General features: G+C 33.5%; 11 protein-coding genes. All 11 read left to right on the forward strand.

Annotated features, from left to right (window positions below; translation table 11 throughout):
* Positions 1-20 precede the first annotated feature (20 nt).
* Entirely contained in the window at positions 21-404 is a 384-nt protein-coding gene (locus ABEG63_RS04240) for a hypothetical protein (RefSeq protein WP_346583211.1), read from the forward strand.
* Positions 405-464: 60 nt separating this feature from the next.
* Positions 465-983: a hypothetical protein gene (locus tag ABEG63_RS04245; RefSeq protein ID WP_267406663.1), complete on the forward strand. Its 519-nt coding sequence runs from the start codon at positions 465-467 to the stop codon at positions 981-983.
* A 122-nt stretch (positions 984-1,105) separates the two neighbouring features.
* Positions 1,106-1,606, forward strand: coding sequence for a M15 family metallopeptidase (locus ABEG63_RS04250; protein ID WP_346583213.1), 501 nt, complete (start codon positions 1,106-1,108; stop codon positions 1,604-1,606).
* 189 nt (positions 1,607-1,795) lie between these two features.
* The gene (locus ABEG63_RS04255) at positions 1,796-2,833 is read left to right on the forward strand and encodes a patatin-like phospholipase family protein (RefSeq protein WP_346583215.1); all 1,038 of its coding nucleotides are present in this window, start codon (positions 1,796-1,798) and stop codon (positions 2,831-2,833) included.
* A 365-nt stretch (positions 2,834-3,198) separates the two neighbouring features.
* Positions 3,199-3,762 (forward strand): DUF2589 domain-containing protein, encoded by a 564-nt coding sequence (locus ABEG63_RS04260; RefSeq protein WP_267406658.1) that lies wholly within the window; start codon positions 3,199-3,201, stop codon positions 3,760-3,762.
* 70 nt (positions 3,763-3,832) lie between these two features.
* Complete coding sequence (locus ABEG63_RS04265) at positions 3,833-4,522, forward strand: hypothetical protein (RefSeq protein WP_346583217.1); 690 nt, start codon at positions 3,833-3,835, stop codon at positions 4,520-4,522.
* Positions 4,523-4,524: 2 nt separating this feature from the next.
* Positions 4,525-5,079 (forward strand): hypothetical protein, encoded by a 555-nt coding sequence (locus ABEG63_RS04270; protein WP_346583219.1) that lies wholly within the window; start codon positions 4,525-4,527, stop codon positions 5,077-5,079.
* A 334-nt stretch (positions 5,080-5,413) separates the two neighbouring features.
* Positions 5,414-5,584: a hypothetical protein gene (locus ABEG63_RS04275; protein ID WP_267406654.1), complete on the forward strand. Its 171-nt coding sequence runs from the start codon at positions 5,414-5,416 to the stop codon at positions 5,582-5,584.
* Between the two features lie 293 nt (positions 5,585-5,877).
* Positions 5,878-9,543, forward strand: coding sequence for a hypothetical protein (locus ABEG63_RS04280; RefSeq protein WP_346583220.1), 3,666 nt, complete (start codon positions 5,878-5,880; stop codon positions 9,541-9,543).
* Positions 9,544-9,578: 35 nt separating this feature from the next.
* Positions 9,579-11,996, forward strand: a complete 2,418-nt coding sequence (locus ABEG63_RS04285) for a hypothetical protein (protein ID WP_346583222.1) — start codon at positions 9,579-9,581, stop codon at positions 11,994-11,996.
* 231 nt (positions 11,997-12,227) lie between these two features.
* Positions 12,228-14,582 carry a hypothetical protein gene (locus tag ABEG63_RS04290; protein ID WP_346583224.1) on the forward strand — a complete coding sequence of 785 codons (2,355 nt, stop codon included), beginning with the start codon at positions 12,228-12,230 and terminating at the stop codon, positions 14,580-14,582.
* The last annotated feature ends 11 nt before the right edge of the window (positions 14,583-14,593 follow it).

Here is a 14,593-nt window from a genome sequence, read left to right on the forward strand (position 1 = left end):
AAACAAAATCAAAAATAATTATGAAAAAACAAATTTTATCTTTATTACTATGTGGATTTTGCATTATCTCTTGTTCAACGGAAAATATGGCAGTGAACAGTATAGAAAATATGAAATCTGACGAAATGGTAAATTTCGACAAAGCCTTAAAGAGTCTTCTGGAACCCGAAAATCAATCGACACCAGAAGAAAAAGCAAAAAGCAAAAGCCCTGCAGCTCTTAATGACAGAAGTAAAGAAATTCTTTACATTGCTTCTAAAAAACTGATCCTTTCTAATGGAATTACAGAGCAGGAACTTAAATCCAAGACTTCCGAAAGCAAAGAAAAAACAATTTCCCTAGCTACAAAAATCTACTTCGAAAAGTATAATGACATTCAAAAAAGAATAAAATCTGAAAATTAATTATACTCCAAAATTTTCAATTTATACCAGAAAAAATTCAACCTCATTAAATTTATTTATATGAAAAAACTATTATACCTTATCGCCATATGTTTAGGTTTTACAAGCTTTGCACAAGGCTATTTACATATCTACAATTACTCAAGCTACGACCTTACGGGAAGGTTATATGCCAACGGAACAAACCCATCCTCTTGTCTTCCGGAAGTCTTTACTTCCTACAACGTTCCCGCTGGAGCTATGGTAGATATAAAATCTTTTAATACAAGTAATCTTGCAACTCCTCCAATTAACGGATGGGCGGTAAGAACAGCCCCTACTAGCGGCAGTGCAGTTAATGTTGCCGTTCCTTCAGGATTATTGATAACTATGGGAAATCTTACACGCTGGCATTTCTACTGGTTTCAAACAAGATATGCAGGAACTTCTACTCAAACGCCAGATCCCGATTTTCCTATGGGCGAGAATTTATGCGGCTGGAGCACCAATAGCACAGATGTATATGGTGTAGTGACACAGGCAAAATGGTACTACGATCCTGTAACCAACGAAACAACCCTTATCGTTAAAGATATTTAATTTTATTCGCATTCTTCTAAAGAATCTGCCTCTACATTGAGGCAGATTTTTTTATTAAAATACGTCAACTTTTGGCGTACTCCATCAATAGCTTTGTATATAAGAAATCATAAAATAATAGTATGGACAAAGTGACTTTACAAAGAATTGAAAAACTTCACCCTTACGTAAGAGAAGAGGTAAAACAGATTATCAAAGAATGTGACAAAGCGCTCACTGGAAGGGCAAAAATCAGAATTACACAAGGGTGGAGAAGCTTTGAAGAACAGGAAAAACTTTACGCGATCGGAAGAATTACTTCTGGTAAAAAAGTAACCAATGCCAAAGCTGGGCAAAGCATTCATAACTACGGATTTGCAGTAGATATGTGCTTGATTATTGATGGCAAAACAGCAAGCTGGGACACAGCAAAAGATTGGGATAACGACGGAATTGCCGATTGGTACGAATGCGTGAAAATTTTCGCAAAACATGGCTGGGATTGGGGCGGAAATTGGAAAACGTTTAAAGACCTTCCACACTTCGAGAAAAAGGAAATTAAAACAAAAAAAGGAGCGGTAAAAGCAACGTGGAGAAACTTAGCCAAAATGGCTAAAAACAACGATGGTTACGTGATTTTTTAATTCTCATTTATTTGAAAATATTTTTTAATACGACACGTTCTGTCGCCACCTCACACTATCTTTGTTTTATAAGAAAAGTACCAGAAATATCGACATAAAAAGCTAAAACCAATAGTCACTTCCGAGGAAAACTATTGGTTTTACTTGTCTAAAATTGTAACAAATTTCTTAAAAAATTAAATATAAAACATGAAAAAAACAACCATTCTTTCTTTGGACGGCGGCGGAATCAGAGGTATTATTACTTGCATCATTCTGCGCTACATAGAAGAGCAATTACAGATTCACGATAAGCCGAGCGCCAAGCTGGGAGATTATTTTGATCTGGTTGCGGGAAGCAGCACCGGCGGGCTGATTGCTTCCATTATTCTATGTCCCGATGAACACCGGAAAGCAAAATATTCGATCCAGAAAGGGCTTGAATTGTATGCTGAAAAAGGTGGTGATATCTTTCAGGTTTCTTTTTGGGAAAGACTCGTAAATCCTTTTGGATTATTAAATGAAAAGATCTCTCAGGAAGCTCTTGAAAAAAATTTGAATGATTTTTTCGGAAATTTAGAATTAAAAGAACTAATAAAACCATGTTTAATAACAAGTTATGACATCGAAAACAGAAGAGCAAAATTATTCAATTCTTGGAAAGCCAACCTCAGTACAGATAATTTTTATGTAAAAGACGTTTGTAGAGCAACTTCGGCGGCTCCCACGTATTTCAGTCCGGTTCAGATAAAATCGATGTACGGGCAGATTTTTAGTTTGATTGATGGCGGAATGTTTGCCAATAATCCTGCGCTTTGTGCGTATGCAGAAGCAAGAAAAATTCCTTTTGCTGAAGTCTTGAAAAATCATCAGAAAACTAATCATCCTGTGGTAAATGATATGATTTTTGTTTCTATTGGAACAGGAATTGAATCAAAATCATATTTTTTCAAAAAATTGGAAAAAGCCGGAAAAATTGGCTGGATTAATCCGATTATTGATATTTTGATGTCGGCAAATGCAGAAACCGTTGACTATCAACTTTGTCAAATGTTTCAAACATTAGGTCTAAGAAATCAGAAAAATTATTATCGACTAAATCCTTCGTTGAAGAACGCATCTCCAGCGATGGATAACGTAAAAAGATCGAATATAGAAAATTTAATCCAAGCCGGATTAAGCTATATCGACGACAACAGAGATATTCTGAACCAAATTGTTCAGAAATTAATTAAAAATAAAATCTAAGATTCAGGATTTTTACTATTCAACTAAACTTTTAAAATCAATTTAAAAAATTTAAAAACACGTCGAGTTTTGTCGCTTTCAGTAAATATCTTTGAATCAGAAAATTAAAAACAATAACCGTGAAAACTCACAATGATGAAAATGTTAATACAACAATAAATTTCTTTATTTCAATGCTTTTATAAATCGTAAAAAGCATTCGTTAATACAATTTATTTTCCTTAATCGATCTTGATTCAGTATCTCAATAAGGTCTTACAAAGATGCTGAACAAGAGAGATTATGCCCAATTAAGATTAGTTTGCTAGCACTAACTATATTTTTTTCAACTTAATAATTAACATTTTAAAAACCATTCACAAATTATGGCAAATTTAGTACAAGAATTAAACAGTTTAGATTTTAGCGTTTATATTGGTGGCCCGTTACAGGCTGCAGTAAAAGCTCAAAATGATGCCTCGATGGCGCAGGTAGAATTTATCAAAGAAGTGGGTTTCAACGGAAACAATCTGAGATATGTAGATTTCTCGTTCAAAAAAACTATTCCGGATGCAGTAACAGGAGTTCCGGCAGAGTCTCAGGTTACTCTACAGGTTCCGTTTTTAACGATGCTTACGCTCCCTGCAATAAGAATCGATGAAATGACCATTGATTTCAATGCAAGATTGAATTCTATCGAAACACAAAGTAAAGACGCTACATTCTCTGGTTCAGCATCATTAAGTGCAAAGTTCTGGAAAGTAAAACTGAACGCAAGTGCTTCTTATAAGAAAACTACTTCAAGCACATCAACAACCGAAAAAACATACACCTTGGGCGTACATGTAAGAGCGGTAAATGATGAATTGCCGGCGGGTCTTACCAGAGTTCTTGATATGTTGGAAGATTCTATCGCTGCAATCAACGGATTGCCTGTAGCTGCGAATTAATAACATTTTCGGATGGTTGCTCCCGCAGCCATCCTTTTCCTCTGATTTTTAACTTAAAAACAAATTTACCATGCCAACATTAAATGAATATCTCGGCGGAATTGTATCAGAAATTACCGCAGCCAGAAAAATGGCCGATATGCAAACTGTAGAAATTGCAAAAGAATATGCAAAAGATGATCTTTTAAAACATTTTTCTATACCGAGAATGAAGGTGGGAACGGTGGATCTTACGGTTCCTTTTGCCAAAGCGGCGCCCTCTCCCATCCTATCTTTTACAGAATTTGCTTATGCTGAAATTATCAAAGTTGCCCAAACAGATTATAATCCTTCCGACGCGAAAAGCGATAAAAGTCTTAAAGATTTTTTAGTAGATCTTCAGGTTTATTATAAAAATGGTTTGGAAAAGGCTAGAATCGACAAAGTAACCGTATTTACAGAAGCCCACATGGCTTATTTTGATGTTATTCCGGGCTATACGGCAGAATTTTGCGAAACCCTTCCTAATTTTTCATGGAAGCTGATAAAGCCTGAAACATTGAAAGAAAAAATGTATCAGCGTATTTTTAAAGAAGCTAAGAAAACCATCGAAAATAAACCCGATAACGACTACGAAGTAATTGTAGAAGCCAGTAAACTGATGGAGCTTGATCCTAAATGTTTAATTGTAGCTAAAATGAGCGTAACCGAATCTGGAATGGAATGGTCTAAATATGAAGACATCGACGGCAATATCATCGAAACTTTAATTCCTGAATAAATATGAAAAAATCACAATTTGTTCTCATTACACAGCTTAAAGAAAAATTGATGCTATTTCCCACCATAGTTTCTAAACTGGAAAAAAAAGACCCGTTTTTTGTAGAAACTATTGTAGAATGGCTGAAGTCTTCGGAAGATATATTTTCCACATATAATATTAGCGCTGTATCTGAATTGGCGGGATTTAGAAGCAAAATCATCGCTACCAGAACGAACGATACACGAAGAACCAATATCCGAAAAAACCAAACCAAAGTCGCCGCCAATATCTTGTATGATATTCAAAGTACTGTTTTGACTGTTTTAATGCCTTTTGAAAAGAAAATGGATGAATGCAGAGAGCTTGTAAAGCAGTTACTCGCCCTTCTTATTCAAAAAGGAACAGAAACTTATCACCCGGAAATTTCATTTGAAGCCTTTGTAAAAACAATCTGGTACACAATGCTTTCAGATCATGAACTAAAAATGGGAGCAATTAAACTCAAATCAATTCTTTCTGAAACAGATATTGTGATGCTTATTGGTGACGAAATTGAAATTGAGGAATTTTCTTAGTTCAAATTTCAATAAAATTAAAAAAATAACTCAGCGACATGAGTTATTTTTTTGTTTTTAGCCATTTAAACAATTAATAAGCTTTTTGGCTTATAATTAACCAATATAAGTTTAAAAGCTTATAAAAAAGAGACTGATATTTTTTTGAAAAATTTTTAATAAAGATTTTATACACGTCAAGTTTTGTCGCTATCGCCGAGTATCTTTGAAGTATAAATAAAGCACAAAATTAATCATCAAAAAAACTTTAAAAAGCCATTTGAATTCACTATCTAAAAATGTTGAACAGCCAAACCTATGTTCAAATTTTCACCAAGATCATCAAAACCAAAACATGGAAACACCAAATCACAATCCTGATAAAAATTTTGATGAAGACCTCTACACCATTGAGTGGAGCGACATTGAAAACGCAGAGATAGATTATGAAAACTACCTCAGCGACATCGAAAACTTTTTTAAAGAAGATTTTGAAAAAGATACGATTGAAGATGATATTTATTAATTAATTTCTCAAAAAGCGTCAAGTTCTGTCGCTGTCCGTTCTTACTTTTGGAGTATAAAATAAAAGCACAAAAACAATCATTTTAAACTTTAACCTCAACCTTTGAATTCACCATTCACAACATGTTGGACAGCCAGAACTGTGCTTAAAAACTAACCTTTAAAAACATACAAATGAAAAAGAAAATGTAACACAAAAAGTGGAAAAAAAAATTCACCAAATCACAAAAAACAAATGATCACAGTCTTTAATGAGACTTTAAATTAACACAAAACCAAACAAAAAATTACAAAATGGCAGAAAATGAAAATGGAGCTGCAAAACCAGCAGAAAACACACCAAGTCAAACTCTTTTTAGATTTGTAAGTCTTAGAAGTCCGCAATTGTCTGACGATAAAAACCAGGATAAGAAATTTGTATTAATGCCTCAAGAGGTAAAAGAAACGGGATATTTTTACTCTCCTGTCACCAACGGAACAGGCTCAAAAAAGAAACTTTTACTTACTGAAGCCACTAATTATGCGACATCATCAGACTGTATTGCAAAAGAAAAACCGTCTAACAATTTAGATACATTTAAAAGAACTTATAAGGTTATTTATGACTTTGCAGTTTGGCTGGCGAGAAATAAGAGCACATGTACTTTTGAAGAGTTTTCCCTTAAGAGAGACTCTATATTTGCTGCTACTTATTTTTTACCTGAGAAAAATACATTATGGGATAATTTTATTTTTCAGGTAGTTACTCAAAAAGACTTCTATATTAAAGAAGTGATGATGCAGATGATTTTGGCTTTGCATACCATTCAAAACCCGAATCAAAATGAAGATCAGGTAAAAACTTTACTAGCCGCTAGAATTGTACTTCCAAAAGAAATGATGATGGATGAAGATTCGTCTTCCACCTCACAAACTGTTTCAAGATTGGCTCCGCCAGAGATTAAAGAATCTTTCCCAACGGAAGAAATGCAGAAGCAGCAGAAGGTTGCTTCGGCTAAAACACAGCTTAGTAAATTTGAAGCATTAAAAAAGAACTTATTAACCACCGAGAAGCAATATAATAAAGCTTATCAATCTTCTTATGATACCGCCAAAGAAATTTATGAAAGAGAAATTGCTCCAACTATTACAAGATATAAAGAAGAAGTAGCTGCAGAAAAAGATAAATATTGTGGAGTAAGACCTCCGGGAACAATTTATGACCCCAAAGATCCTTGTATGCAGCCTAGGGAAATTCCTTACCCTGATTTACCTAAATTTGAATTTAGCTATAAAGATCAGGTAAGTGGAGACTCTATGGTGAGTTCTTTAAAATCTGAAAATTTAGATACTCTTCTTTCTCTTTTAGGTTATGAATTTAATGAAAAATCTGTTGCAGCAAAATCCAGCGGAGAGGATATCCGTACTATTGATTCATTATTAGAAGGCAGAAACACTTTTGCAGAAATTCATGATTTAATTAATGAATCCACTGAAAGAAACAATAATATCATTGTAGAAAATACTTCTGGAAATGAAGAAACATACGTGAGTATCGGTGGAGTTATTATGCCAATGGCAAGAACGGTGAGCGAAGCATTTACGTTTCAGTTATGCCCACGAGTGGCTTATAGATTACCGGTTTTTGATTTAGCATTAAATGTTCCAGATTCTTCGTGGGATGTTTCTTATGCAGACTATGTAATTACTTCAAGTAGCGGAAGCTTGGGAATGAATTATTATACAAAATCCCGAAGCGGAAATACCATTTTCTTAAAAGATCTTTTCAAAGATGGAATCGACTACAGCCTTGCTGAATATGCTACCATAAATTTTAAAATTTCTTTTACCAATGGTAACGTAGTCACATTTTCTGCCAGTACCTTAAATTACAAAACTTGTACTTCCGGAGCTTTTGAATTTGAGGTTGAAGAAGGAGAACCACCAGTAGCGATTAGTGATGAAGATACATTTATCCCTTCAGGTTTTGGCTTTAAACAAATTGGTATTGCTGATTATTTAAAAGTTGAGCAAACAACACATGCTTACGTAGAAGGAGAAGTTGCCCATATCGAAAACGTAATGGCACGAGAATATCGTGAAAAGTCTACAAGGAGATTAAGAAGAAGCGAAAATACAACTACTTCATCTTCAGATACGGAAAGAGAACAACTTTCTGATACTACAACGGCGAACCGTTTTGAAATGCAAAGCGAAATCTCAAAAATGCAACAGGAAGCTTCTGACAAGAGTACTCAATTTGGAATTAGTGCAGGATACAGCGGCGGCGGGTTTAATATTAATACAAGCCTCGGATTAAGTAATGCCCATCACAATTCGAAAGAGGAAAGCTCACGACAAGCAACCACCCAAGCTCAAGATATTACTTCTAGAGCTATGGATAGAATTGTAGCCAAGGTACACGAAGAAAGAATTGAAAAAATTATTGAAGAGTTTGAAGAAACAAATTCTCATGGTCTAGACAACAGGAAAGGTGACAAGCATGTAGTAGGCGTTTACAGATGGGTAGATAAATTGATGAAAAATCAAATCTATAACTATGGTAAACGTATGATGTTTGAATTTATGATTCCGGAACCTGCGAAACTTCATTTACTGGGAATGACTAACCAAAAAGTTGCTAATCAAACGAATCTAGTCAAGCCCGTTGATCCAAGAACTTCAAATACCTTACAAATGAAGGACTATTCTTCTTTATTTGATGAAAGCATTTTGAAATATTGGTCAAGTAAGTATAATGTAGAGTTGGATGAAAAACCAAGCGAAGTATTTTATATAAGTAAATCATTTAGCGAAAGAGACCCTGCATTTGGAGGAACCGATGATGGTAAAGTTCAAATTGTATCTGGATCTGGAGAATTAGAAATCCCCCAAGGTTATGAGGTGCAAGAAGTTGACTATAAATTCAACACTTACCCTCACGGTTTTAATGGAAGACATCAAGGTTTTATGACCATTGCAGGTAAAAGTACTTCTTGGATTGATGCAACTAACAATACTCAAGTAGGAGGAACATTAGACAATTTTAAAATTAAAGAAAAACTTGCTTATTCTTTTACAACCGGTGAAAGTCCTATTATTAATGGAAGTATAAGTGCTAAATGTTTCTTAACAGCAGAAACTAGAATTGCTTGGCAACAAAAAACCTTTAAAGCAATCATTGATGCTTACGAAGAAGCTCTAATCGAATACAATAATGCCATTTCAGAAGAGGAAAACAAAGCTGTAGTCATTAAAGATTCAAATCCTAATTTCTACAGACAAATTGAAAATACTGTTTTACGTAAAAATTGTATTTCATATATGGCAGACAGAGCCGCTGGCTCTACTCACGGATATGGCTTAGACGGATTAACAAGCGGAAGTAATTTTGAAGACTATGAAACCGTTCTTACTTCTAAATTAGATAAATACTCTGCCTTTGTTAAATTTATGGAACAGGCATTTGAATGGGAAAATATTTCTTACTTCCTGTATCCTTATTATTGGGGCAAAAAAACGAACTGGACTAGTCTTTATCAATCGGAAAACACAGATCCACTATTCAGAAACTTCCTGCAAAGTGGTATGGCAAGAGTGGTAGCAACTGTTCGCCCAGGCTTTGAAGATGCAGTACAATTCTATCTGGCCACCGGAAAAATCTGGAATGGCGGCGAAGTTCCTGTAATTGGAGACGAGCTTTACCTATCTATCGTTGATGAAATGAAAGAACCAAAAGGTTTAAAACAAGGAAAAGCCTGGTTAACAAGACTTCCGACTACCTTGAATATTCTTCAGGCAGAAAGCATTGGATTAAAAGTAGCTCACGCATTGCCTTTTACTACAGAAAATCCAGATGATTTTGAAGTTCCGTCTGAAGTGATTACGGAGGATAAATTTAATTTTGAGAAGAATGATCATCTTTTGGGAAATCAAACAAACTCCTCTACTGATACTATTATTTCAGGTGATTGGGTTTAACTACATATTTTTATTAACTTAAATACAAAATACAAATGTCCAATATTGGAAAAATTATAAGAGTAAATACATTGCCTCCTGAAGGAGAAAGAGAAAACAATGTTATTTATCAAGTAGCTGCACTAGGTGCAGCTACTTATACAGACTATGCTATTGATGCTAATGGCGATTTGAAAATACATACAAGTCCCCTTCCTTCCAACATTGCCACTGTTGATGCCTACCCATTGATTGGTAATGTTTACGATAAAGAACAAAGTGACGATTTATTTATTAACAAGGAGCTTTTTTTAACAAGTGAAGGTAAAATTAGAGCTGATAAATTAGATTCTTTGGGAATTACAGATCTTATTGTAGCAGAAGGCATTCATACAATCTATCATTTTGCGGCACAATATCAAAATTATGATGAGTTTCAGGATCGCGATTTCATTGCTATTCCAAATACAAGCGGAATTTATAGACTTTACCTTTACAAAGGAGGTTCAAAAGATTCTGTTGAAAACTATATTCCAACTGCATTGACTAATCTAACAATTGCCCAAGTTGATGGTTTATCTGTTGAGCTGGAGAAGAAAATTGATAAACCTACTGAAGATGGTGATTATTTCATTAAACGTTCAGGAGGGTTCACCAAACCAGAAATTTTGATAAGAGATACTCTACAGAATGTAATTGATCGTGGGAATACCTCTACAAAACCAATTATTTTTCAACCGCAAGCAGACGAAAGAGCCGGAGAACTGTATTTTAATCCAGTTACTTATTCCTATTCTTTCGGAAATATTAATCCAACACATACTGGTGTTTATAATTTAGGAATAGGGTTCAATACTTTAGCAGAATTAACCACGGGAACAAATAATACTGTTTTAGGCTCTAATTCTGGTGCAAAAATTACCACAGGAAAGTGGAATACACTAATTGGACAAGGAACTGCGAGAGTTCTTTCTACAGGTCAGTACAATACAAATATTGGAACGAATGCAGGAAGATTGTCTACAACAGGTAATGGAAACACAAATATAGGAAGCGAAGCAGGAAATTCAGCTACTTCTGCTTTTAAAAATACAAATGTTGGAACCTTAGCAGGATACGCAAATACAACAGGCAATTTCAATACTGTTCTGGGATATGGTGCAGGATCAAGTACGAATTTAGGAGATCTAAATGTTATCATTGGAGCTTATGCTGGGTATGGTTTGTCTGGAAGAAATAATGTTGTAATTGGTAATGGCGCAGGATTAAATGAAAGCAACTCTTTTAATAATAAACTGATTATCCATGGAAATCAAACATTAACTGGGTATACAAATGATTCAAATGGTGCATGGGGAAGCCCACAATTAGGACAGCTTAACAGAGCTTTAATTACCGCTGATTTCTTAGATCGATGGATACGTTTTAATGCAAGTAGCTTCATTGTTGGTACCCCAGCAAGTAGCACTAATGATATAAATATAAATCCCGATACAGGAATTGGAGCATCCAAGCTTTATCCGGCAAAAAGCGATTTCGATTACATTCAGCGAGGACATCTGTCTGATAAATATTATAGCAAGAACCAAATTGACTCAATGCTTAGCTCTGTATTTAGACCATTAGGATCTAAAGCAAATTTTGCTTCTCTCCCTTCTTCTGGTAATAGAGAAGGTGATGTTTGGAATCTTTTAGATAATGGTAAAAATTACGTCTATGTAAATAATCTGAACAATACCGGCTCACCAGGGTGGGATGATCTAAGTGGGACAATTGATTTAAGCAGCTACGCTACAAAAGAGTATGTGAGCAATAACTTTTTGAATTTAGGTGGTAATAATATTTTTCCGATTGGAGGAATGTTAAATTTTGACAATCTTCAAGGAATTAGAAATAGTAATGGATTTAGTCAAATTGACAGCTCACTTACCTTTCAGTCAGGTGGAATATCCATTGATTGTTATGATTCTTCAACATTAAATAATAATACTTCTTTATCTATTGAACCTGAAAAAATTACCATAAATTCATCTAACTCAAGTTCACCAGGTATTACTGGTCATACTGATTTTAGTGGCAATACTCAAGATCTCGATTTTACTCAAGCATCTTATGTTAAAAAAAGAATTAGAGAGGCTATTCCTTATAAGATCTATAGAGCAATATTACAATCATCAAGCTTCAATACACTTACGCCAATAGTTTTGGAAAATACATTAGGCTCCGATATTAACTGGGCAAAAAACAATACTGGTGAATTTCTCTGCAGCGCGCCAGGAAAATTTACAGCTAATAAAACCATTATCAATATAAAAGTGAATCAAGTATTTCCCGGATCTCATGTGGTGAATTGTGTTGCCAATAGAATTAATACAGACCAAGCAATGATTAACTTTTTCAATTGTGATGAAAATAGCTCCCCAAGAGATCTATCTGGAGATATTGGTTTAATTGAAATATTTGTTTATAACTAAACATACTATTGTGTATTATACAATAGTACAATTGTTACGTTGTTGATAACACATGGGCAATCTTAAAAAGATTTTGCTCTGGTATATAATGATTTACATTACATATATTTCAACTAACAGCTATATAAATAATGCACAATATTTAAAAATAATTTTTCCGGTGAATGAACTTGAAAAATAAAATCTAAGCAGAGCTTACCACTCTGATTTTTTAACCTTAAAAATCACAAAATGAGTTTAGAAATATTAAATAATCCTCTTATTGGAAATACATTCAATAAGATTTTAGAAGGAAATACTACAAGTTCAAAATTGTCGGGTAATAACAGCTCTTTTGATAGTTCTTCAAAAAAATCTACTCTTGAAAATAATACTACAGCAATATCAAATATTTCAGATTGGGAAACAGATGAATATATAAATTTAGAATTATTAATTATAAAAATAAAATCGTCCAATAGCGGTCTACATGACTACCAATTTTCCTATAATCAAAAAGATTTAAAAACCAATTTTTCTCAAAAATCTATTAAATATGATAAAGATGGCTTCATTCGTTTAAAGGTATATAGAAATCCTAAAATTGGTAATGTAAGTATAAAGTGGAATGATGTAAGAGTCACACAAGAAATAGATCTTAGTCAAAAGAAAATATTTTATAGATTACATTTTTATTATGCAAATACAACTGAGACAGCATTTGTTTTAGAAACAATTTATTATCAGGAATTTAGAAACTTAAATATTCTTTTAAACTACGGAGATATAGACAAATATGAAGCTGATTATAATTATTTTTTAAGCAATTTTGCTCATCTTTTACAAAATGAAAGCACGCCTCATCGTCTAAAATTTTTATATGAAAATATTCCGGATACCATAATTGTAAATCTCTCAAATTTTCTTGATAGCAATACAATTTTTGGACATATACAAAATTTAACAGACTTTGATGATGATAGTGGAATCTTTAGTGGATGGCGAGATGGAAGTTCAGCTTTAGTAAATGCATTGAAATGTTTAGATCATATTTATCTAATAAACCAATTTAAAAAAGATCCAAACCTTTGTAATCGTATTTACTTTAATCTAGATGGTGCAAGTGAAATGGATGGGAAAATGGAATCCAATAAAATCATTTTTGCCACAATTCTTATGCAATATTGCAATTTTTCTCATAATCGTCCAGATGAAAAGTCTGCAACGTTCAGAATAGGTAAGAATTATAATGTTAACACAAAGCTTACAGAATTGGGAGGTGATTTTCTCACTTTTGGAAAATCTGATGAAAATACTTTTTTTCTACAGCAACAACAAGAATATATTTTAGAAGAAGAAAATTATGAGACTGATGATTTGGGAATCTCCACTGGAGCAAAACAAAAAACAACGAAAAAAATAACGAAAAATCTTGATGAAGGAAATCAGTATTTTCCTTTAGACATGGTTTTCTTTATTGATGAGAACAATCCAACTATTGATAAAGAAACAGGACAAGAGCATGAAGCGCAACCTTTTGCAGTTCCTGCTATTTATATAAAAGCTCTTGCAGATGCGGAAAATTTGCAAAATCTCAGTAATACTATCCGCATAGTGGCAGATATGGTAGGAGTAATTTTAGGAGTAGGTACTTTATTATTTACAGGAAATCCATATATTGCATTAGCAGCAGCGGCTGATCTTTTTTTATCAGGAATGGACCTTACGATACAAACATTTCGTAGTGAAATTGCTAAGCTACCGGGAGGGGAACAGTTTTTAAAGGACTGGGATCTTATCTATGACAAAGGAGGATTAATTTTAGCAGCTCCGCAAATAATTGTAAGTTTTTATAAAGGTCTTTTATCTTTATTTACAAAAGCTTCTACAAAGGTGAAACAAGGATTACAAGCTCTTGCAATTAGTACTTTTATAGAATTTCATCCGGGAGCTTTTCAAAGAAAAGATCTACGTTTGTTTCAACCAACTGAATGGGTAATACCCAGCGCAGGGTTCTTTAAATCAACTAAGGAATGTGATGCCTTAATCCAAAATGGGGCATTTTTTATAGAAATGAAAGTAGCTACTATTACTGAAAATATTAATAAAGGTAAAAGTGTAAATCCATATATAATAGATGCTGTAAATCCAAACAAAACCTTTGCATTGATTTATAACGGGGAATTAGTGATTCAAGGAAAACAGTCTGATAAATTATATCGGAAAGCTTTAATGGAGTTAAAAAAAGCTAGTTTCGATATTGCAAAAGTAAAGGACGTTTTAGATCAATTGCTTAATAGTAAGATTTTTGATACAGCTAAAATTATTGCTAAAAATGACTTATTAGACTGTTCAGAAATAGCAGAAGAAATTCTGAGTGATTTTAAATATGGTAAAATATTAGAGCTTACACCCAAACAAGGAAGATGGATGAAAGGGTTCGAAAATGGAATTATAGACGAATGGGTTTATCATCAAATATTTGTTAATAACGATTTTGTTTTTGATCCATGGTTTTCGAACGCTCCGGTATCATTAAAAAAATATTTAGAAGAAATGGATAAAATAAACCCTAATGGATTAAATATTAAAGATGTCACACCATAAAATTATAGAAA

The organism is Chryseobacterium sp. C39-AII1, assembly GCF_039672645.1.
In the GTDB taxonomy this organism is placed as follows: Bacteria; Bacteroidota; Bacteroidia; order Flavobacteriales; family Weeksellaceae; genus Chryseobacterium.

Coding starts and splice junctions, on each gene's coding strand:
- ABEG63_RS04240 (WP_346583211.1), top strand. CDS start 21: ATGAAAAAACAAATTTTATCTTTATTACTATGTGGATTTTGCATTATC.
- ABEG63_RS04245 (WP_267406663.1), top strand. CDS start 465: ATGAAAAAACTATTATACCTTATCGCCATATGTTTAGGTTTTACAAGC.
- ABEG63_RS04250 (WP_346583213.1), top strand. CDS start 1,106: ATGGACAAAGTGACTTTACAAAGAATTGAAAAACTTCACCCTTACGTA.
- ABEG63_RS04255 (WP_346583215.1), top strand. CDS start 1,796: ATGAAAAAAACAACCATTCTTTCTTTGGACGGCGGCGGAATCAGAGGT.
- ABEG63_RS04260 (WP_267406658.1), top strand. CDS start 3,199: ATGGCAAATTTAGTACAAGAATTAAACAGTTTAGATTTTAGCGTTTAT.
- ABEG63_RS04265 (WP_346583217.1), top strand. CDS start 3,833: ATGCCAACATTAAATGAATATCTCGGCGGAATTGTATCAGAAATTACC.
- ABEG63_RS04270 (WP_346583219.1), top strand. CDS start 4,525: ATGAAAAAATCACAATTTGTTCTCATTACACAGCTTAAAGAAAAATTG.
- ABEG63_RS04275 (WP_267406654.1), top strand. CDS start 5,414: ATGGAAACACCAAATCACAATCCTGATAAAAATTTTGATGAAGACCTC.
- ABEG63_RS04280 (WP_346583220.1), top strand. CDS start 5,878: ATGGCAGAAAATGAAAATGGAGCTGCAAAACCAGCAGAAAACACACCA.
- ABEG63_RS04285 (WP_346583222.1), top strand. CDS start 9,579: ATGTCCAATATTGGAAAAATTATAAGAGTAAATACATTGCCTCCTGAA.
- ABEG63_RS04290 (WP_346583224.1), top strand. CDS start 12,228: ATGAGTTTAGAAATATTAAATAATCCTCTTATTGGAAATACATTCAAT.